The organism is Comamonas sp. GW821-FHT11H03 (assembly GCF_058807955.1).
This window is the reverse complement of sequence record NZ_JBXARF010000001.1, coordinates 181,031-202,163: the sequence shown is the minus strand read 5'-3', so window position 1 is coordinate 202,163 and position 21,133 is coordinate 181,031. Positions and strand designations below refer to the sequence as shown.

At 60.5% G+C, this 21,133-nt stretch carries 17 protein-coding genes and 1 pseudogene; 10 read left to right on the top strand and 8 right to left on the bottom strand.

Going from position 1 to position 21,133, the window contains the following annotated elements; translation table 11 throughout:
- The first annotated feature begins 55 nt into the window (after positions 1-55).
- From AC1RTQ_RS00940 to AC1RTQ_RS00930, 3 genes and pseudogenes are all read left to right on the top strand, one after another.
- The gene (locus AC1RTQ_RS00940) at positions 56-1,222 is read left to right on the top strand and encodes a mandelate racemase/muconate lactonizing enzyme family protein (protein ID WP_492873703.1); all 1,167 of its coding nucleotides are present in this window, start codon (positions 56-58) and stop codon (positions 1,220-1,222) included.
- Positions 1,223-1,257: 35 nt separating this feature from the next.
- Positions 1,258-2,241: a tripartite tricarboxylate transporter substrate-binding protein gene (locus AC1RTQ_RS00935; protein ID WP_492873702.1), complete on the top strand. Its 984-nt coding sequence runs from the start codon at positions 1,258-1,260 to the stop codon at positions 2,239-2,241.
- Positions 2,242-2,361: 120 nt separating this feature from the next.
- Positions 2,362-2,478 (top strand): annotated as a pseudogene (locus AC1RTQ_RS00930) (aromatic compound catabolic protein); the annotation flags it as partial.
- A gap of 250 nt (positions 2,479-2,728) precedes the next feature.
- Here the strand turns inward: AC1RTQ_RS00930 and AC1RTQ_RS00925 are convergent.
- Both AC1RTQ_RS00925 and AC1RTQ_RS00920 read right to left on the bottom strand, forming a co-directional pair.
- Complete coding sequence (locus tag AC1RTQ_RS00925) at positions 2,729-3,361, bottom strand: LysE family translocator (RefSeq protein ID WP_492873701.1); 633 nt, start codon at positions 3,359-3,361, stop codon at positions 2,729-2,731.
- Between the two features lie 612 nt (positions 3,362-3,973).
- Positions 3,974-5,119, bottom strand: coding sequence for an AraC family transcriptional regulator (locus AC1RTQ_RS00920; RefSeq protein WP_492873699.1), 1,146 nt, complete (start codon positions 5,117-5,119; stop codon positions 3,974-3,976).
- Here AC1RTQ_RS00920 and AC1RTQ_RS00915 point away from each other — a divergent pair.
- The 6 genes from AC1RTQ_RS00915 (at position 5,079) to AC1RTQ_RS00890 (ending at position 12,934) form a co-directional block, all read left to right on the top strand.
- Positions 5,079-6,662, top strand: a complete 1,584-nt coding sequence (locus AC1RTQ_RS00915; protein ID WP_492873698.1) for a long-chain-fatty-acid--CoA ligase — start codon at positions 5,079-5,081, stop codon at positions 6,660-6,662. The two genes, AC1RTQ_RS00920 and AC1RTQ_RS00915, sit on opposite strands and share 41 nt — an antisense overlap.
- 70 nt (positions 6,663-6,732) lie before the next feature.
- The gene (locus tag AC1RTQ_RS00910; protein WP_492873697.1) at positions 6,733-7,527 is read left to right on the top strand and encodes a crotonase/enoyl-CoA hydratase family protein; all 795 of its coding nucleotides are present in this window, start codon (positions 6,733-6,735) and stop codon (positions 7,525-7,527) included.
- Between the two features lie 44 nt (positions 7,528-7,571).
- Positions 7,572-7,889, top strand: a complete 318-nt coding sequence (locus AC1RTQ_RS00905) for a DUF485 domain-containing protein (RefSeq protein WP_238707865.1) — start codon at positions 7,572-7,574, stop codon at positions 7,887-7,889.
- Positions 7,886-9,454, top strand: coding sequence for a sodium:solute symporter family transporter (locus tag AC1RTQ_RS00900; protein ID WP_492873696.1), 1,569 nt, complete (start codon positions 7,886-7,888; stop codon positions 9,452-9,454). The genes AC1RTQ_RS00905 and AC1RTQ_RS00900 overlap by 4 nt, the downstream gene beginning before the upstream one ends.
- A 24-nt stretch (positions 9,455-9,478) precedes the next feature.
- Positions 9,479-11,305 carry an acyl-CoA dehydrogenase gene (locus AC1RTQ_RS00895; protein ID WP_492873694.1) on the top strand — a complete coding sequence of 609 codons (1,827 nt, stop codon included), beginning with the start codon at positions 9,479-9,481 and terminating at the stop codon, positions 11,303-11,305.
- Positions 11,306-11,410: 105 nt separating this feature from the next.
- Positions 11,411-12,934 carry a CoA-acylating methylmalonate-semialdehyde dehydrogenase gene (locus tag AC1RTQ_RS00890; RefSeq protein ID WP_149357367.1) on the top strand — a complete coding sequence of 508 codons (1,524 nt, stop codon included), beginning with the start codon at positions 11,411-11,413 and terminating at the stop codon, positions 12,932-12,934.
- Between the two features lie 461 nt (positions 12,935-13,395).
- Here AC1RTQ_RS00890 and AC1RTQ_RS00885 read toward each other — a convergent pair whose 3' ends face one another.
- On the bottom strand, positions 13,396-14,961 hold the full coding sequence (locus tag AC1RTQ_RS00885) for an MFS transporter (RefSeq protein WP_492873693.1): 1,566 nt from the start codon (positions 14,959-14,961) through the stop codon (positions 13,396-13,398).
- Positions 14,962-15,088: 127 nt separating this feature from the next.
- Here AC1RTQ_RS00885 and AC1RTQ_RS00880 point away from each other — a divergent pair, with 127 nt between their 5' ends.
- Complete coding sequence (locus AC1RTQ_RS00880) at positions 15,089-16,057, top strand: LysR family transcriptional regulator (RefSeq protein ID WP_302089235.1); 969 nt, start codon at positions 15,089-15,091, stop codon at positions 16,055-16,057.
- Between the two features lie 160 nt (positions 16,058-16,217).
- Here the strand turns inward: AC1RTQ_RS00880 and AC1RTQ_RS00875 are convergent, their stop codons facing one another.
- The 5 genes from AC1RTQ_RS00875 to AC1RTQ_RS00855 are packed head-to-tail and all read right to left on the bottom strand — an operon-like array spanning position 16,218 to position 21,121.
- Entirely contained in the window at positions 16,218-17,078 is an 861-nt protein-coding gene (locus AC1RTQ_RS00875; protein WP_003075542.1) for an alpha/beta fold hydrolase, read from the bottom strand.
- Positions 17,079-17,135: 57 nt separating this feature from the next.
- Positions 17,136-18,167 (bottom strand): 4-hydroxy-2-oxovalerate aldolase, encoded by a 1,032-nt coding sequence (dmpG, locus tag AC1RTQ_RS00870; protein ID WP_492873691.1) that lies wholly within the window; start codon positions 18,165-18,167, stop codon positions 17,136-17,138.
- Between the two features lie 14 nt (positions 18,168-18,181).
- Positions 18,182-19,132: an acetaldehyde dehydrogenase (acetylating) gene (locus tag AC1RTQ_RS00865; protein WP_492873689.1), complete on the bottom strand. Its 951-nt coding sequence runs from the start codon at positions 19,130-19,132 to the stop codon at positions 18,182-18,184.
- A gap of 22 nt (positions 19,133-19,154) precedes the next feature.
- Positions 19,155-20,132 (bottom strand): Bug family tripartite tricarboxylate transporter substrate binding protein, encoded by a 978-nt coding sequence (locus AC1RTQ_RS00860; RefSeq protein WP_492873687.1) that lies wholly within the window; start codon positions 20,130-20,132, stop codon positions 19,155-19,157.
- 11 nt (positions 20,133-20,143) lie between these two features.
- Entirely contained in the window at positions 20,144-21,121 is a 978-nt protein-coding gene (locus AC1RTQ_RS00855; protein WP_256494736.1) for a Bug family tripartite tricarboxylate transporter substrate binding protein, read from the bottom strand.
- Between the last annotated feature and the right edge of the window lie 12 nt (positions 21,122-21,133).

Here is a 21,133-nt window from a genome sequence, read left to right as displayed (position 1 = left end):
GCGCGGCTGCGGATCATACCGACTCAGACATTTGTTTCGTTACCCGGAGTCAAGCATGAAGATTGTTGAGATCAGAGAGAAAACCATTCCTATCAGTTCGCCCATCCGCAATGCGTACATCGACTTTAGCAAGATGACGCTGAGCCTGGTGGCGGTGATTACCGACGTGATCCGCGATGGCAAGCCGGTGGTGGGCTATGGCTTCAACTCCAATGGCCGCTATGGTCAGGGCAAGCTGATGCGTGAGCGCATTATTCCTCGCGTGCTGGAAGCCAATCCGGATTCGCTGATCGATGCCAGCGGCAAAAACCTCGACCCGCACAAGATCTGGAACGCGATGTTCACCAACGAGAAGCCAGGCGGACACGGCGAGCGCTCCGTGGCCATCGGCACCATCGATATGGCTGTGTGGGATGCCGTCGCCAAGATTGAAGGCAAGCCGCTCTTCCAATTGTTGGCAGACCGTTATGGCAACGGCACGCCAAACCGCAAGATATTTGTGTACGCCGCTGGCGGCTACTACTACCCCGGCCAGGACCATAACAAGCTGAAGGACGAGATGCGCAGCTACATTGATCGCGGCTATACCGTGGTCAAGAAGAAGATTGGTGGTGCGTCGCTCGACGAAGATCTCCGCCGTATCGACTCCATTCTCAGCGTGTTGAAAGACGGCCAGAAGCTGTGCGTGGATGCCAACGGCCGCTTCGATCTGGACACATCCATCCAGTACGCCAAGGCGCTCTCTCAGTACGACCTCTTCTGGTACGAAGAGCCAGGCGACCCGCTCGACTTTGAACTACAGGCCACCTTGCGCAACTACTACAAGAACCCTATGGCCACCGGGGAGGATCTGTTCTCTATGCAGGACGCGCGGAACTTGATCCGTTACGGCGGCATGCGCCCCGATCGCGACTGGCTGCAATTTGACTGCGCTTTGAGCTATGGCCTTGTCGAGTACCTGCGCACGCTGGACATGCTCAAGGAACATGGCTGGTCAGCCAGCCGCTGCATCCCACACGGTGGACACCAGATGTCGCTGAACATCGCCGCCGGCCTGGGCCTGGGAGGCAACGAGTCGTACCCGGACCTGTTCCAACCATTCGGCGGCTTCCCCGACGGCGTGAAGGTGATTGACGGCCACGTGACATTGCCCTATCTGCCCGGGATTGGCTTCGAGGGCAAGGCTGATCTGTACGCGCAAATGCAGGCTCTTTCCGCCTGACCTCAACAAAAAACACAAAATCAGGAGACAAGGTCATGGGCATTTTGAAACAACAGGTGGCTGTCGCGGCCATAGGCCTGATCACCGTTAGCACCTCGGCCTGGGCAGAATTTCCGGTTAAACCGATCACCCTCGTCGTCCCGTTCTCAGCTGGCGGCCCCAGCGACAAGATCGCCCGTGACCTGGCAGAAGCGCTGCGCAAGCCCCTGGGCCAGGCCGTGGTTGTCGATAACACGGCAGGCGCTGGCGGAACCATTGGTGCGGCGCGGGTAGCACGTGCCACACCAGACGGATACACCTTACTGGTGCACCATATCGGGCTGTCCACCGCGCCGGCCCTTTATAAGAAGCTGCCTTACAAGACGCTGGAGGATTTCGAGTACCTAGGCCTTATCAATGAGGCTCCATCGACCCTGATTGGCAAGCCTGGCTTAGCCGCCACCCAGCTGGCAGAACTGCGTACATGGATTAGCGCTAATGAGGGAAAGGTCAATCTCGCCAATGCCGGTGTGGGCTCCGCATCCCATCTGTGCAGCCTTGTCCTGCAGGCAAGCCTCAAATCAAAAATGACTCTCGTGCCGTACAAGGGCACTGCGCCGGCCATGACCGACCTGATGGGCGGGCAGGTCGATCTGATGTGCGAGCAGGCAACCAACGCAGTGCCGCAGATCGAAGCAAAAAAGGTCAAGGTGTACGGTGTCACCAGTCAACGGCGGATGACCCTACCGGTGCTGGCCCAGGTGCCCACGCTAGCGGAAGCTGGGCTTACGGGCTTTGAGATGTCGGTGTGGCACGGCGTCTACGCGCCTAGGGGCACGCCGCCTGCTGTCCTGGCCAAACTGAATGCGGCCATCCGCACCGCGCTCAAGGATCCCGAACTCATCATGCGGGAAGAAGCGCTGGGGGTGCGCGTCGTGACCGACTCCCGCCTGGAGCCCGCCGAGCACAAGAGGTATGTTGAAAGTGAAATGAATCGCTGGTCCAAGATCATCAAGGATTCCGGCGTAACGGCCGATTGACTTTTCACCCCTTATGTCGGCTTGGACAGGGGCCTGGTTCACCCAACCAGAGCCTTTGTGCCTGGGTTCCCCTCCTTAGGTCCCGCGGTGTGGCATTCACGGACCGCCCAAGCCAGTTCAGGCCGGCAGGTAAGTACAGCGGAGGGGCGCATTGTTGGACCAGATGGAACGCTGTATGCTCACGCCACCACGACTTCCTGGATACTCCATCAGCCCATCGACGGGGAACCATCATGAGCAATGCCGGCATATTCGGTATCAAGAAAAAAGGACCGTGAACCGTGCTTAGCACGCCTAGGTAGGCGAAGTTCAAGCGGCAGCAGTGGGTCCAATGTGCCAAATGCTGCCAGCAGCCCCCTCATTGCGTAGCGGAATAAAATTCAAGGAAGCCCCCGAATAGCTTTCTTGATCGCCTGGAGAAACCTTCGCAGCCCTACTGCCAAGCACGCCTGATGCAAGAAATGCATGCGAATCATATTCGCTGACGTCAAGTCAGCTTTTGTCGAGTCTTCAGCAGGCTCAGGCCCAAGGCTATAAAGGTGCCCCCTATGATTCGGTTGAAAAGCTTTGCGCGTGATACCAGGTGGCTCCTGATCAGTGAAATGAAGATCACATAGCAGGCATGTGAGACTAGTGCGCAGCCTGCAAATGTCGCAGTCAGCAGCAGGTATTGAGTGAAAAGGGAAGTGCCCGGCACTATGAATTGTGGAAACAGAGCGGAAAAGAACAGGATCGATTTAGGATTAGTTATCGACACTCCCAATCCTTGTGCCAACAACTGCCAGTTCCCGCGCTGACGCGTCTGCGCGGGGACGGTAGCATCGCCAAGTATTCCGTCATTGCTACGCCAGCGCTTGATTCCAAGCCAGATCAGGTACATCGCGCCAGCCACCTTCATCAGCAGAAACGCATTCGATGACACGCTGAGAATTGTCCCCATGCCTATCATCGCTAGCCCTGAGACTATGAAAATTCCAACGGAGCTGCCCAGCGAACTCCAGGTAGTGCGCCGCATCCCCACTTCCATAGAGTTCGAGATAGCTAGCAAAACGGCTGGGCCTGGAGTAAAGCAGATCAAGAGTGAAATGCCGCAGAAAAGAAGCCAATGGTTCATTGCCATGGTGGTGTGTCCAGATTTGCTTTTGAGGGCGTCTATTATTGACGGCTGACAGCTAGCCAGATGCCGTGATCACCTGCTAAATGGCAATGTGTCTGCGGATTCAAGCGGTCAATACAACACGCGAGAGACTGCGCGGACAGCGGGAGGTGTCGCGCATGAAACAAACACGGCGCAACTACTACACCAAAAAACTCCTCGAATTTTGTCGATGGAATGTCCCTTGGCCCGCTTATTAACTGACTGGCGGACCTACACAAGTAAGTGCCTTTCGGCGCAGCGAGCGTCTTCATTGACGAGCAGTTCAACACAACTGCTCCTTCTAAAAGAGTTGTGATGGAGCTGCTGACGGGGAACCTCGACGGCTTAAATTTCACTGGCTCTCAAGGAGCCTCCAGAACCGATCGCCCCAGACTCGGGGCGTGTCGACCATTGACCGCGGAGACCAGACCGGCAGCGCCAGGATGGCGCGGTCTTGGGTATCGCCATTGCTCGGGCGATTGCGCAGCGTTTAGGCGACATGCTGAACTAGGAGGAGGCATCGTCGATGAGCTGGTCATATCCCGGGTGGTGCGGCGGGAGCCCCAAGCCGATGGCTGCACAAGGAGAGGCCGCTCATTGCAACGACTGTTGCGCAGCCCGGTAAGCGCCAGGTGTCATGCCTGTCCAATGGCGGAATGCCCGATGAAACACTGCCGGTGAACTGAATTCCAGCGCATAGGCAATCTCGCCTAACGAGACGTCATCGCGCACGAGGCTCAGAATGGCCAGATCCCGGCGCAGTTCGTCCTTGATGCTTTGAAAGGACAGGCCTTCATCCTGCAATTTGCGGATCAATGTTCGCGAAGACATGTGCAGCCGCATTGCCACTGCATCCAGCGTGTGCTTCAGATCGGCGTACAACAACTCGCGCACTTTCAACCGCATGGCGTGCTCATGGTAGGAGGTAAAAATCCAGTCACGGGGGGCTCGCTCTAGGAAGCTGCGTACCTCCAAGGCGCTGCGGGCAGAATGGATTTTTCCCAGGTCACCATCGAAGGTGATCTGCGAATACCTGCTGCCAAAGTCCACGGGGGCTGGAAACAGGATGGGATAGTCGGCAGCAAAAGCGGGGCGCGAAAACGCGAAACTCACGCTGCGCACCGGAACCTCTCTCCCGACAAGCCATGAAACGATGCCGTGCGTGAGCTTGAGCATCAGTGCGTGGCCGAAGCGGTTCACGCTAGAACTGGATGAGCGAGGGATAAGCTCCATGCACAGGTCGGCCTCTTTCTGGGTCAAATTCAAACGGTAGTCATCTAGCAGCAGATTCCAGACTTGTGTGAAACGGTACAGCGCCACACGGATGCTCGGCGCATCCATCACCGCCCGGACGATGTATTTCAATGAGCCAGTCCTGATGGGGCGGCTCCACAGTCCCATCATCTCATCGCCCGTTGCGCCGGCACTGGCGCGGTAGAGCCCCACCAACTGGTCATGCGTCAGCCGCGCGCCAGCTTGGTCGATGAAGGCCTTGACTATGCCTGCTTCCTTCAGGCAGGCGTCCAGATCTGGCTCTCGGAAAAGCATACGCAGGCTTTGCAGCAGGTCCTGCACGAGGGCAAACGACACCGTTGCTGTCGTGGCGGGTGAAATTGTCAGTTTTTGCATATGCCCCGTCAACTTTGGCAATTTAGCAGCCTGTGTCTTTTGCCTATTCTTCAGGCAAGGAGACAACGTAATGGAACAGCCTGGAAACATGATGAGCATTCCCTTGCTCATCAGCCAAATCCTAACCCATGCACTTGAAAATGACGGAGATCAGCAGATTTTGACTGCACTTGACGACGGAGGGCTGCATGCCTATTCGTACCGCGACTTCGGAGAAAGGGTTAGACAGCTGGCTGTCGGTATGAAAATTCGCGGCGTACAGAAAGGTGACAGGGTGGCGACATTGGCATGGAACACCTATCGCCATCTGGAGATCTATTACGCCACCGCCGGCCTTGGCGCAGTGTGTCACACGGTCAACCCTCGTCTGAGTCGTGAGCAAATCGTCTTCATCATCAACGATGCACAGGACAGCGTGCTGTTCTACGACGAGCACTTCGCAGAGCTGGTCGAGTTCCTGCGCCTGCGGTGCCTGAGCGTGACGCACTGGGTGCCACTTTGCGAGGGTGCTGAGGAAGGCTACGGCGCCTGGCTGGACAGCGACACCCATAACTTCGAATGGCCGGTGTTTGATGAGAACACTGCATGCGGTCTGTGCTACACATCCGGCACCACAGGCTCGCCCAAGGGGGCGCTGTACTCCCATCGCTCGACGGTACTGCACGCCTACGCATCGAGCCACCCCAATGCGCTTGCCATCTCGGCCAGCGATGCGGTGATGCCCCTGGTGCCCATGTTCCACGTCAACGCCTGGGGTTTGCCGTATTCCGCACTAATGTCTGGGGCCAGGATCGTTCTGCCGGGTTCGAACATGCAGGGCGACCGTCTCTACGCTCTTTGCGAGCGCGCGGGAGTGACGCTGTCGGCGGGTGTTCCCACTGTGTGGAAAGGGGTGCTCGACCACGTAGAAAGCCAGGACCAGGCCTTTAGCACGCTCCAGCGGCTAGTCATCGGTGGCGCAGCATGTCCGCCACACATGATCGCGGCCTTTGCGCAGCGCAAGGTTACGGTACACCATGCCTGGGGCATGACGGAGGTATCCCCCTTGGGCACCGTATGTCAGTTGCTGCCGCAGCATGCGTCGCTGTCCGATGATGAGACATTGCATGTGCTGTCGTCGCAGGGGCGCCCCTTATTTGGTGCACGCTTCAAGGTAGTCGACGACGAAGGGAAGCGCCTGCCTCATGATGGCATAGCTACAGGGACCGGGCATCTGATGGTGCAGGGCAACTGGGTCATTTCGCGCTACTACGGCAAGAGCGAGTCTGCAAATGAAGACGGCTGGTTTCGCACGGGTGACGTCGGCAGCATGGATGCGCATGGCTACATGCGCATTACCGACCGCAGCAAGGATGTCATCAAGTCCGGGGGCGAATGGATTTCTTCTATCGAGATGGAAAACATCGCTATGGAGGAGCCGGGTGTCGAGTACGCCGCCTGCATCGCCGAAGCCAGCGAAAAGTGGGGCGAGCGGCCCGTTCTGTTCATTGTTCCGAAGGCTGGAGTGGAACTATCGGCAGAGCACATGCTCGCGCGCTACCAGGGGCGTGTGGCCAAGTGGTCCATCCCTGACAAGGTGGTGTTCATCGACCACATGCCGATGACGGCGACCGGAAAGATCCAGAAGACGGCATTGCGCCAATGGCCGACTTGAGCCATTTCCCCTCTTTCTCTCTTTCGCCTTATTCCCTTCCCACTTTCACACATTACCAGGAGCCATTTCTATGTCCCATTCCATTTTGCTGACTTCCGAGCAGGACAATGTTGGCATTGTTACCCTGAACATGGAACACAAGCGCAACGCGCTCAACGAAGAGGCCATTGCGGCCATCGATGCCTATTTCTCGGCGATACCCAGCCACATCCGCGCCATTCTCCTAACGGCCAAGGGCGACCACTTCTGCGCCGGGCTTGATCTGAAGGAGCACCACGACAAGGAGCGCAGCGGCGTTGAATTCATGCGCGTGTGTCAGGGCTGGCACCGCGCGTTCGACAAGATCCAGAATGGCGGCATCCCTGTGGTCGCCTGCCTGCAAGGCGCCGTAGTAGGCGGCGGGCTGGAACTTGCCAGCGCGGCCCATGTCCGTGTGGCCGACAGCGGCACCTTCTTCGCGTTGCCCGAGGGAACACGTGGCATCTTCACTGGCGGCGGCGCTACTGTGCGCACGGCGCGCATCATCTCCGCACCGCGCATGGTTGAGATGATGCTCACGGGCCGGGTCGTCGATGCGCATGAAGGTCGTCAGCTGGGCCTGGCCCACTACGTGTGCGACACCGCCAAAGGTGAGAAGCCCGCCCTCGAGCTGGCGCTTTCCCTGGCAAAAAAGATCGCGGGCAACGCAACCTTGTCCAACTACGCGATCGTCAGTGCCATCAGTCGTATTGCAGACATGTCGGCCACGGACGGCCTGTTCACCGAAGGGCTGGTGATGGCCATGATCCAACAGGGGCATGACGTGCAGCAGCGGCTGGGCGAATTCGTCAACAAAAAGGCCCCGAAGGTCCAACTGGGCAACTGAATCGAACTTCGCCCGATGCCCCACAACAACAACGGAGACAAGTGATGCTTTCGAACGAGGAAATCTGCCGGCGGTTGCCCGGCCACCCTGGCTACGAGCAGCTCAAGGCACAACGCCGCCGAATGGCCTTCGCTTTCGCCGGTGTGTGCCTGGGGCTGTGTATGGCCTTCATCCTGACGGCGGTCCTATCGCCAGCCAGCCTAGCCGTGCCATTGAACCGTGCGGGCACGCTCACCGGCGGCGTGGCGTGCGCCATCGGCCTGATTGCGCTGTCATGGGTGCTGACCGGCATCTATATCCACATCGCCAATACACGCTTCGACGCTTCGTACGAGCGGCTGCTGTCGGAGGTACGGGTATGAACACGCAGGCCATCCTGATCTTCGCGGGCTTCGTCGCCATCACCCTGGGCATCACCTGGTGGGCATCGCAGCACACGCGTTCTACCTCGGACTTCTACACTGCAGGCGGTGGCATCACCGGCACCCAAAACGGCTTGGCTATCGTGGGCGATTACATGTCCGCCGCCACGCTGTTGGGCATCTCCAGCCTGGCATTTTCCAATGGCTTCGACTCGTTGCTCTATGCGGTGTGCGCTTTCATGGGCTGGCCAATGATCATGTTCGTGATCGCCGAGCGATTGCGAAACCTTGGGCGCTACACGCTGAGCGACATCATCTCCTACCGCCTGGACGAGCGCAGCACACGAATCTTTACCGCCATCAGCTCGCTGACAGTGGTGCTGTTCTACCTCATCGTGCAAATGGTCGGTGCCGGGCAACTGGTGCAGCTGCTGTTTGGCGTGGACTACACCTACGCGGTCATCGCTGTTGGCCTGTTGATGATGGTGTACGTCGTGGTCGGCGGCATGGTTGCTACCACCTGGGTGCAGATCATCAAGGCCGTACTGATGCTGGGCAACGGCATCGTGCTGACGGTGCTGGCACTGCGCTATTTCAATTTCGATTTTTCAGCCCTCGTTGCTGCTGCCGCCAGTCACCACCCCGCGGGCGAGGCGATGAAGGGCCCCTGGAAACTGATGGCGAACCCGTTTTCGGGCCTTTCGTTGGCCGTCTCGCTAGTGTTCGGCATTGCGGGACTTCCGCACATCATGATGCGCTTCTTTACCGTGCCTGATGCGCGCGCAGCTCGCAAATCTGTGTTCGTCGCCACCGGCCTGATGGGCGTGTTCTTCGTGGTCATCTGCTTCCTGGGCCTGAGCGCCATGGCCATCCTGCCGAACTACCCCGCGTTCTATGTCGATGGCAAGGTGGGTGGCCCGGTGCTGGGTGGCTCGAACATGCCCATCATGCACCTGGCGACGGCACTGGGCGGGAACCTGCTGTTCGGCCTGTTGGCCGCCGTGTCGTTCGCTACCATTCTCGCGGTGGTTAGTGGCCTGACGCTAGCTGGGGCCTCAGCCATTGCCCATGACCTGTACTCTAAGGTGTTCAAGAACGATCACGTCTCGCCCCGAGAGGCCATGCGCGTGAACCGTCAAGCCTCCATTGGCATCGGCATAGCCGCCATCGTGCTGGGTCTACTGTTTCGCGACCAGAACGTGGCCTTTCTGGTGGCGCTGGCTTTCAGCATTGCCGCTTCGGCCAACTTCCCGGTGCTGCTCATGTCCATGTATTGGCGCGGACTGACGACCCGCGGCGCGCTGGCGGGTGGCCTTACGGGGCTGGGCATAGCACTGGCGCTGGTGGTGCTCTCACCCGCCGTGTGGGTGCGCATCTTTCACTTCGCCGAGCCGGTTTTCCCCTATGACTACCCCACGTTGATTTCAATGCCGCTGGCGTTCCTGGTTATCGTCGTGGTGTCCCTCATGGACCGCTCGCCGCGCGCCGCTCTGGACAGAGCCGGATTCCCGGCGCAGGAAGTGCGCGCTGAGACCGCTGTGGGCATCGCCGCCGTATCTCACTAGACGACCCCCAGGAGACATCAGACCATGACCTACGTTGCACCCATTGACGACATGCTGTTTTGCATGCGGGAGCTTGCCGGGCTGGCAGCGACTGCACGACTGCCGGGATTGGAAGACGCCGGTATGGAGACGGCGCAAGCCGTGTTGCACGAGTGCGCTAAGTTCACCCAAAGCGTGGTAGCTCCGTTGAATGCGATCGGCGATAAGAAACCCTCGACCTGGACAAATGGCGTGGTGACGACCACGCCCGGCTTCAAGCAGGCTTACCAGCAGTTCGTGGAAGGGGGCTGGCAGGGCTTGCAGCACCCGCTGTCTTTTGGTGGCCAGGGCCTGCCTAAGACCATAGGCGCGGCGTGCGCGGAAATGTTCAGTAGCGCCAACATGAGCTTTGCGCTTTGCCCGCTCTTGACCGACGGTGCCATTGAGGCGCTGCTGACGGCGGGCAGCGACGAATTGCAGGCCACCTACTTGGCGAAACTGGTGAGCGGCGAATGGACAGGCACCATGAACCTCACCGAGCCGCAGGCTGGTTCCGATCTGGCGCTGGTGCGCACTAAGGCTGACTCACAGGGCGACGGCACATACAAGGTCTTCGGTACCAAAATCTTCATCACCTACGGCGAGCACGACATGGCGGACAACATCGTCCATCTGGTTCTGGCCCGCGTGGCAGGAGCTCCGGAGGGTGTCAAGGGCATTAGCCTGTTCGTCGTGCCCAAGTTCCTCGTGAATGCCGATGGCTCGCTTGGTGCGCGCAACGACGTGCACTGCGTCAGCATCGAGCACAAGCTCGGCATCAAGGCCAGCCCCACGACCGTGCTGCAGTTTGGCGACGGCACGGCGGCGAGCATTGCAGATAGCGTCGGCCCCGGCGCCGTGGGCTATATGGTCGGTGAGGAGAATCGCGGCCTTGAGTACATGTTCGTCATGATGAACGCGGCCCGCTACGCCGTTGGTGTGCAGGGCATTGCCGTGGCTGAGCGTGCGTACCAACAAGCCGTGACCTACGCCAAGGAGCGAGTGCAGTCGCGCCCGGTGGACGGCAGCGGCAAGGCCAGCGCCACCATCATCCATCACCCTGAAGTACGCCGCATGCTCATGACCATGCGCGCGCTCACCGAAAGCTGCCGCGCCATGGCCGCCGTGGCGGCCGCTGCGCATGACGGAGCGCACCACCACACGGATGCCGAGACACGAGAGCGCCTTCGTAACTTCTACCAATTCCTCGTTCCTCTGGTCAAGGGCTACAGCACCGAGATGAGTCTGGAAGCGACCTCGTTGAGTGTCCAGGTGCATGGGGGCATGGGCTTCATCGAGGAAACGGGTGTTGCACAGCATTACAGAGATGCGCGCATCCTGCCCATCTACGAAGGTACGACGGCTATCCAGGCCAATGATCTGGTGGGCCGCAAGACGGTGCGCGATGGCGGCCAAACCGCCAAGTCTATTGCCGCACAGATCACCCAGACCGAGGATGCCCTGGCCTCGCGGACAGACAGCTCGGCCGCACAGGCCATGCACCGCCGCTTGCGCGAGGCCCGGCAGGCATTCGAGCAGGCAGTGGATTTCGTGTTGGGGAACATTGCATCGCACCCCAACAGCGTCTACGCCGCTTCAGTGCCTTACCTGATGCTGGCGGCCAGCACTGTCGCGGGCTGGCAGATGGCCCGAGCACTGCTGCGTGCGCAAGATCTGCTGGCAAGTCAGCAGGGCGATACGGCCTTCCTGAGCGCCAAGATCGCCACAGCGCATTTCTACGCTGACCACGTGCTATCCAAGGTGCCTGGTATGCGCGACACCCTCATCGAGGGCAGCACAAGCACGCTGGCTCTTGTGCCCGAAGCATTCTGACATTGAAAAGATTGCTTTGGCACAACCGGATAAGCGCGAGAGGCTCCCTTCATGAGAGCAATTTAAGACCATTCACATCTTCTTCCATTGAACAGGAGTTTCAACATGACCGACATTCGCATTGGGGCTGAGGTCGCCCACTACATCTGCGGCACGCATCAGGCTGGCAATGGCACTCGCACGCAACCCATCTACAACCCAGCTACTGGCACTGTGAGCCGGCAAGTACGTCTGGGTACGGCGCAGGATGTGGGCGCGGCCGTGGCTGCAGCGCAGGCCGCCTTCCCGAAGTGGGCAGACACGCCGCCGATCCGCCGCGCGCGAGTGATGTTCAAGTTCCTCCAATTGCTCAACGAGCATCGCGACGAGCTGGCCCACCTGATCACGGCCGAGCACGGCAAGGTGTTCACAGATGCGCAGGGCGAGGTAAGCCGCGGCATCGACATCGTGGAATTCGCCTGCGGCATTCCGCAGCTGCTCAAGGGTGATTTTACCGAGCAGGTCTCCACGGGCATGGACAACTGGACGCTGCGCCAGCCGCTGGGCGTGGTCGCTGGCATCACGCCTTTCAACTTCCCGGTGATGGTGCCGATGTGGATGTTCCCGGTTGCTATCGCGGCAGGCAACACCTTTGTGCTCAAGCCCAGCCCGACCGACCCCAGTGCCTCACTGTTCATGGCCGAGTTGCTCATGGAGGCCGGACTGCCTGATGGCGTGTTCAACGTGGTCCAGGGCGACAAGGTGACCGTCGATGCGCTGCTGGAACACCCTGACGTGAAGGCCATCAGTTTCGTCGGCTCCACGCCGATTGCAAACTACATCTATGAGACCGGCGCACGCCACGGCAAGCGTGTGCAGGCCCTGGGCGGTGCCAAGAACCACATGGTGGTGATGCCCGACGCCGATATCGACCAGGCGGTGGACGCACTGATCGGTGCCGGTTACGGCTCGGCCGGCGAGCGCTGCATGGCCATCAGTGTTGCGGTGCTGGTGGGCGACGTGGCCGACAAGCTGCTGCCCAAGCTGATCGAGCGTACCAAGGCTCTGAAGGTACTCGACGGCGAGAACCCGGCTGCCGAGATGGGCCCCATCGTAACGCGTGTCGCGCACGAGCGCATCAGCGGCTATATCGCGCTGGGCGAGCAAGAGGGTGCGAAGCTGCTGGTCGATGGCCGCGGCTTCGACGGCATGACGGCGGGCGAAGGCTGTGGCGATGGCTTCTGGCTTGGAGGCACGCTGTTCGACCACGTGAGGCCAGAGATGCGCATCTACAAGGAAGAGATCTTCGGCCCTGTGCTGGGCTGCGTGCGCGTGAAGGATCTTGCCGAAGCCGTGGACCTCATCAACGCCCACGAGTTTGGTAACGGCGTGGCTTGCTTCACGCGCGACGGCAATGTGGCGCGTGAGTTCAGTCGTCGCATCCAGGTGGGCATGGTGGGCATCAACGTGCCGATTCCGGTGCCTATGGCCTGGCACGGCTTCGGTGGTTGGAAGCGCAGCCTGTTTGGCGACATGCACGCCTACGGTGAAGAAGGCGTGCGCTTCTACACCAAGCAAAAGTCGATCATGCAACGCTGGCCGGAGAGCATCGGCAAAGGTGCCGAATTTGTGATGCCCACAGCAAAGTAGCAGCCAATGACAGGGCGAGAAACAAGCGGAACGTATATGGGAATGCGGTATGTGGATTTTCGCCGATTGTCACGAGGGATGCTTTGGCCTGTCAGCGTGCCCAGGCGGTGGCTGCAATAAATTGAGGTAGCGATGCAACTGCGGGTGGCGGCGATCGCTGTGAGCCAGCCTTTAGGCCTGAGTTCAGCTTCAGGCTGATCGCGGTCGTTTGTGACTCAGTGCCTAAACAGCAGCAATCGCCAACACCAGTCGTGGAACGTCAGGTGTCTTGAACGGCCACATCACCCTCGTAACTGGCCACTTGCTTGCGTGGTTCACAGCGCATCGGCCTGAATGCCCGTTTCTTCGCACCATCGAGTCGTGGCTACGTCGAACTTGCGATGCGTTCGGCAACGTTTCGCCGATAGAGTCCGAGCGGCAACATTCACTGGACTGCCCATCGGCATGGACCACCATAAAAGTCACCGGGCTGTCCTGCGACCCGAAAAGATCACAAAGCTGCCCAGTGCCAGCAGCCACACGGCGATGGCGGCATAGAGCATTACGCCGCCAAAGCTGTGTACCAGCGCCTGGCGGGCAATGTCTGTCAGTGCCTGTGGCGAAGTGACGGCACCAGCGCCTGCCTGCAGGGCGTGCAGGTTGCCAGAGACAATGCCGTTGGCCATCTCGCGCAGCGCTGCAGCATCTACGGGTTCACGCAATGCGGTTTGCAGATGCTGCTGCACACCATGCACCAGCAGGAAACCCATCAGCGCGATATTGATAGACAGCGTAATCATGCGGGCACTCATGTCGATGCCGGACGCCATGCCGGCGCGTGCGCTGGAGACCGCTGCCGTGGTGGTATTTGTCACCGGGGTGTTGGTGATACCCAGCCCTGCGCCGGCAATCAGGCAGCCCGGCAGCACGTAAAGCCAGTGGCTGTGGGCGAGCTGGCTGCCAGCGAGCATCAGCATGAATCCAAGACCGATGGCGAATAGCCCCAGCGGAATGGCGATACGCGGGCCATAGCGCATGGCGATGCGTTCTCCAACCACCGGGAACACCAGCGTGGGAAGGGTGTAGGCGAGCAGCGAGACGCCGGCGGCCGTGACATCCTGACCTAGCGCACTTTGAAAATAGATGGGCAGGTAGATGATGAACGCCCAGAAGCTGAAGTTCATGCCCATGGAGCCCAGCAGCGCACCGGAGAAATTGCGCACCCGAAAGACGGAGAAGTCGAACATGGGATGCTGGGCACGCAGTTCCACCCACACAAAGGTCGCAAAACTCAGCAGACCCACAGCCATGGCGGCCAGCGCAGACATGCTGCCAAAACCGGTATCGGAGCCCTGCGTCACAAAGAACGCCAGGCCGAATACCGCGAGGGACAGCGTGACGATGCCGGCAAGATCCAGCGCGCCGGCCTTGGGGTCATGCGATTCCTGCACGGCGATGGTGGCCAGAAAGAAAGTCAGCGTGGCAATCAGCACGTGTACCCAGAACACCCAGCGCCAGTCCGATAGGGCGACGATCACGCCGCCAATCAGCGGGCCAAAGCCCAAGCCTATGCCGAGCATGACTCCCCAGGTGCTGAAGGCGCGGCTGCGCTCGGCGCCTTGCGGAAATTGATGCGAGAGGACGGCTACCAGGCAGATCAGCATGGCGCCGCCGCTGGCCCCCTGAAACACGCGGCTGGCAATCAGCATCGGTGTGTTCCATGCCAGGCCGCACAGCAGCGATGACAACGCGAAGAGGGCTATGGAGATCAGAAAGACCCGCTTGCGGCCAAACCGGTCTGCCAGTGTCCCGGTGGCCATGAGCACCGAGACGCAGGCGATGGTGTAGGCATTCATGATCCACTGAATGCCTTTGAAGTCACTGTGCAGAACGGACTCCAGCGTGGGCAAGATGACAGGCACGCTGGAGATTTCAAGGCTGAACATCAGTGCGGCCAGACAGACCGATAGCAGTGCAATGCGATTGCGCCGGGTCGGTGCCGGCTCCAGGCTGCTGGTGTTCAAGAGATCAACATCATTAGAGGACATGGTTGCGCACTCCAGAAAAGGGAAACGGCGTTCTTGCGCAGAACGTTCAATGCGAGTCTATGGGAATAGAATTCTTAAATTCACGCATTGATTTCCCATTTTTGGGGAACTAAAGGACCCAATAGACATGACTGTGCAAGACCCTCTGGAAGGAGTCTCCACCTTTGTGCAGGTGGTGGAAGCGGGCGGCTTCACCGCGGCTGCCCTGCGGCTTGGCGTGACGCGCTCTGCTGTGGGAAAGGCCGTTGCCAGGCTGGAGGCACGTCTGGGCACGCGGCTACTGCAGCGCAATACGCGCACCCAGACCTTGACTGCGGAAGGGCAGATCTACTACGAGCGCTGCACCCGTGCACTCAAGGAGCTGGATGCAGCCGAGGCGGATCTGGACAGTGGCCGCATGGAGCCCATCGGCCGCCTGCGGGTCAGCGTGCCAGAAGGCTTTGGGCAGCTGTGCGTGGCGCCAATACTGCTGAATCTGACGCGTCTGTATCCGCAGCTGAGTATCGATCTGTCGTTTGGCGACCGTACAGTCGATCTGATCGAGGAGGGATTTGACCTGGCCATACGCATAGGCCCGCTGCAAGACAGCGGCACCTTGTCTGCGCGCCTGCTGGGCACACAGCACATCAGCATCGGTGCTTCCCCGGCCTATCTGGCACGCCACGGCACGCCCGGCAAACTGGAGGAGCTCGATGGTCATGCGGTCATCAGTTACTCGCGCTCGGGTGTCGTTGCTCCGTGGAATGTTGCGCCAGTGGCAGGGCGAGGCGCTAGCTCGGACTACCGCCTGCAGGTGCGCTCCCAGATCAGCATGGACGATATACAGGCCATTGCCGCTGCTGCTGTGGCGGGCTACGGCATTGCCTGGGTCCCTTGCTGGCTGCTGAGCAGCTATGCCAAGCGTGGCGAGCTGGTGCACATCTTGCCCGACTATCGAGCCCGCTCTTACGAGATCCATGCACTCTGGCCACAGGCACGGCAATTACGTTGCAAGTTGCGGGTGGCCATTGACGCGCTGGTGGCCGAGATTCCGGCTTTGCTGAATGCCGATGATGATGCGGTGGCAAAAAACGACAAGTCAATCCGTTCTCGGTAAGGGCTGCGCTTTTCCACTAGCGGAGCATGGCCCGGGCGGATGTGTTCGAGCCGCTGACCTGAATTCCTGCCCAGCATCCCAAACAAGCCATTGAGCTGTTGCCCATGCATGGCATTCCTCTCAATGGCTTGCTCCCACTTCTTGCGGGCTCACTGGCCGGTCAGCGCGCGAGAAAGTCTTGAACCATATTGTTGAAGACTTCGGCGTGCTCCCACTGTGCCCAATGGCCGCACTGACTGAACACGTGGAATTCCGAGTTGGGAATGCCCCAGAGCAGACGCAGGCCGATGTCCAATGGCACAAAGCGGTCGTCACGGCCCCAGATGATCAAGGTCCTGGCCTTGATTTCAGGCAGGCGCGCGCCGTAGTCGCTGAACTGCTTCGGGTTGATCTGGGCGCTCTTGACGAAGTTTTCGAGGTGATCACGGCGGGCCAGGATATTGCTCAGACGCTGCTGATAGAGCTCTTCGGTCAGGCTGCTGGTGTCGTACACAAACACATTCATCATGCGCTTGAGGTTCTCCACCGTGGGGTCGCGGTACAGCGCGCCGATGAGCTTGATGCCTTCGGCGGGCATGGGCACGAGGGCGCTGGGTCCGCCGGTGCCGCCGCCCATGAGGATGAGCTTGCCCACCATCTCGGGGTGGGCCAGCGCAAAGCCCACGGCGCTATGACCGCCCATGGAGTTGCCGATGATGTGAACCTTGGCGATGTCCAGCGCGTCCAGCACGCCTTTGAGGCAGCGTGCGTTCAGATCCGAGCGCGAGCCTGTGCTGACGATTGTGTCGCTTTTGCTCCAGCCGGGGCAGTCCAGCAAAATGACACGGTATCCCGCATCCACCAGCGGCTCGATATTGCGGTGGAAGTTGGCCCAGCCGCTGGCGCCTGGGCCGGAGCCGTGCAGCATGACCACGACTTCGCTGCCGGAGCCGACATCGTTGTAGTGCAGCCTCAGGGGCTGTCCCGCCTCGGTGATCGTGACAAAGCGACTGCTGGAGGCTTCCGTGTTGGGGGCGTTCATAAATGACTCCGTGAAGGCGGCAGCCACGGCTGGCTGACCGCAGGGATGGTGAAAAGGTCAGAGGGGGGCGGCTTCGCGTTGCCTCAGCAGGTCCAGGGCGACGTCGACAATCATGTCTTCCTGACCGCCGACCATGCGGCGCTTGCCCAGCTCGACCAGGATGTCCACGGCCTTGAGTCCGTATTTGGCGGCAGCCACTTCAGCGTGACGCAGGAACGAGCTGTAAACGCCTGCGTAGCCCAGTGCCAGCGTCTCGCGGTCCACGCGTACCGGACGGTCCTGCAGCGGGCGCACGATGTCGTCGGCCGCATCCATGAGCTTGTACAGATCGGTGCCGTGGTTCCAGCCCAGGCGCTCTGCGGCTGCAATGAACACCTCCAGCGGAGCATTGCCGGCGCCCGCGCCCATGCCGGCCAGGCTGGCATCCACGCGGTCGCAGCCTTCTTCCACGGCCACGATGGAGTTGGCCACGCCCAGGCTCAGGTTGTGGTGGGCGTGCATGCCGGTCTGGGTTTCGGGCTTGAGGATGTCCTTGAAGGCCCTGAAGCGCTCCCGCACATCGTTCATGCCCAGCGCGCCGCCGGAGTCCACCACATAGCAGCAGGTGGCGCCATAACTTTCCATGAGTTTGGCCTGTTCGGCCAGGGCCTTGGGCGAGGTCATATGGCTCATCATCAAGAAACCCACGGCTTCCATCCCCAACTGGCGTGCGTACTCGATATGCTGGCGGGACACGTCGGCCTCGGTGCAGTGGGTGGCCACCCGCACCACGCGCACACCGGCGTCGTAGGCGGCCTTGAGGTCGTGGACGGTGCCAATGCCCGGCAGCAGCAAGGTGGTGATCTTGGCGTGCTTGACCACGCTGGCCACGGCCTCTATCCACTCCAGGTCGGTATGGGCACCAAAGCCATAGTTGAAGCTGGAGCCTTGCAGGCCGTCGCCGTGGGCGACCTCGATCGAGTCGACCTTGGCCTCATCCAGTGCCCGGGCAATCTGCCTGGCCTGCTCCACGCTGTACTGGTGACGAATGGCGTGGCTGCCGTCGCGCAGGGTCACGTCGGAGATGTAGATTTTCTTGGTTGGCGTCATGGTGTGTCGTCTCCTCAGGCGGCCACGGCAAGCGTCGCCAGCATGCGCTCGGCCATGTGCTCTGCAGTGCGCAGTCCGGCGCTGGTCATGATGTCCAGGTTGCCGGCGTAGGCGGGCAGATAGTGGGCCGCGCCCTCGACTTCCAGAAAGATCGAGGTTTTCAGGCCCGTGAGGGCATGGCCCACGCCGGGGATACGGATCGGGGTGTCGATACGGTCGAACTGCACCTTCTGCTTCAGGCGGTAGCCCGGCACATAGGACTGCACGGCAGCGGCCATCTGCTCTACCGATGCGGCAATGGCGGCCTCGTCGGCCAGCTCGCTCAGGGTGTAGACCGTGTCGCGCATGATCAGGGGCGGCTCGGCCGGGTTCATGATGATGATGGCCTTGCCCTTGGTGGCTCCGCCCACGACTTCGATCGCCTTGGACGTGGTCTCGGTGAACTCGTCGATATTGGCGCGGGTGCCGGGGCCGGCACTCTTGCTGGCGATCGAGGCAATGATTTCGCCGTAGTGCACCTTGGCCACACGAGAGACGGCGGCCACCATGGGGATGGTGGCCTGGCCGCCGCAGGTGACCATGTTCACATTCGGCGCGTCCAGATGCATGTCGCCGTTGACCACGGGAATGCAGTACGGGCCGATGGCCGCCGGCGTCAGGTCGATCATGCGGATGCCGGGCTTGAGGCTGCGCAAAAAGGCGTCGTTCTTCACATGTGCGCCGGCGCTGGTGGCATCGAACACAAAGTCGATGTCGGCGAACCCGGGCATGCGCGTGAGGCCTTCCACGCCTTCGTGGGTGGTGGCCACGCCCATGCGGGAGGCGCGGGCCAGGCCGTCGGAGTGGGGATCGATGCCGACCATGGCGCCCATCTCGATGTTTTTGCCATGGCGCAGGATCTTGATCATCAGATCCGTGCCGATATTGCCGCTGCCGATGATGGCGGCCTTGAGTTTGCGCGTCATAGCGTTTACCTTCAGAGAAAAATCAGTCGATACCGGCTCCGCTGGACTGGATCAGCGGTGCCCAGCGTGCGATCTCGCTGTGGATGAATTGCTTGAATTGCTCCGGGGTTTGCGGATAGGCCTGCATGCCCTGGCTTTCGAAGCGTTTCTGTATGCCCGGCTCCCGCAAGGCTGCGACCAGCGCACGGTTCAATGTCTGGACCACCGTGGCAGGCGTTCCGCTTCGCACGGCAGCGCCGAACCAGACGCCTGCATCGACACCGGACACTCCCAGCTCGGCCAGGGTGGGAACGTCGGGCAGTTGGGGGCTGCGTCTTTCAGAGGCAATCGCCAGCGCGCGCAGCTTTTTGCTGCGGATCAGGGCTTCGGTTGAGCTCGTGGGATCGAACATGAAGTCGACCCGGTTTGTCATCACGTCCTGCAGTGCCGGCACCGAGCCTTTGTAGGCCACATGAGACATGCCGCCACCGGTTTTGCTGCGAAACAGCTCCCCCAGCAGGTGGCCGATGGAGCCCAGGCCTTGTGATGCAAATGTCAGGCCTTGCTTGCTGCTGCGGGAAAGCGCCACCAGCTCGCTCAGCGTCCTGACAGGACTGGCGGCCGAAACCACGAGCACCAAAGGAGAGGTGACCAGAGACGTTACCGGCTCGAAGTCCTTGACGGGGTCGTAGGAAAACTTGCGAAACAGCGTCGGGTTGATGGCAAACATGGCCGTGCCAGCCACATACACGGTGTGTCCATCGGCGGCCTGTTGAAGCACTGCACTGGCCGCAATCTGCCCGCCTGCGCCCGGCTTGTTGTCAACAATCACGGGCTTGCCCAGCTGCTGAGCCACATGCTGACCGAGGGCACGGGCCATGACATCGCTGATGCCGCCGGCGGAAAACGGCAGCACGAGTGTGATGGGCTTGACGGGAAAGGCCTGCGCTGAGCCGAGGCCGCCGATCGACAGGCTGCTCAAGCCCAGAGCCGACTGCAAAAGAGTTCGACGATGCAACATTGGCGGCTTTCTCACTCGATCGAAGCGCCGCTGGCCTTGACCAGAGGGCCCCATTTGGTCAGCTCCGACTGCATGAAGCTGCCAAACTGGGCCGGGGTTGACGGGAACGCCTGCATGCCTTGATCGGCAAAACGCTTGACCACTTCGGGGTCCTTCATGGCCTGGTGGATGGCATCGTTCAGACGTTCAACCACCGCCGCAGCAGTACCTGTCTTGACCACGGCACCGAACCACACGCCGGCATTCACACCGGGCACGCCAAGCTCGGCCAGGGTGGGTACGTCCGGCATTTGTGGCGAACGCTTGTCGGCCGCAATCGCCAGGGGCTTGAGTTTCTTGCCGGCCACCAGGGGGGCTGTGGTGATGACCGGATCGAACATGAAGTCCACCTGTCCACCCATCACGTCCTGCAGTGCGGGGGCGGAGCCTTTATAGGCAACATGGTTGAACTTTCCGCCAACCTTGCCACGGAAGGTCTCTCCGAGAAGATGGCCGATGGAGCCCATACCCTGCGAGGCGAAGTTCAGTCCGTCCTTGCGGCTCTTGGCCTGGGCTATGAGTTCCTTGACGCTGGTCAGTGAACTATTGGCAGGCACGACCAGCACCAACGGCGAAGCGATCAGCGAAGTGACGGGACTGAAATCCTTCAGCGGGTCATATGAGAAATTGCGAAACAACGAGGGGTTGATGGCAAACATCTCGGTGGCACCGACATACAGGGTATGACCGTCGGCCGCTTGCTGGCGCACATAGGCCGCCGCAATCTGGCCGCCTCCGCCGGGTCGGTTGTCAACGATGACAGGCTTGCCAAGCTGCTCCCCCATCTTGCTTGCCAGTGCACGTGCCACGGCATCGGTGATGCCTCCGGCCGGGAAGGGAACGACCATGGTCACGGCACGGTTGGGGAAATTCTGCGCGATGGCGGGTGTGCCCACGCAGGCAGCGAGCGAGGCAGCACCGGCTGCGAACAATTGACGTCGATTCCACATGATTTGTCTCCT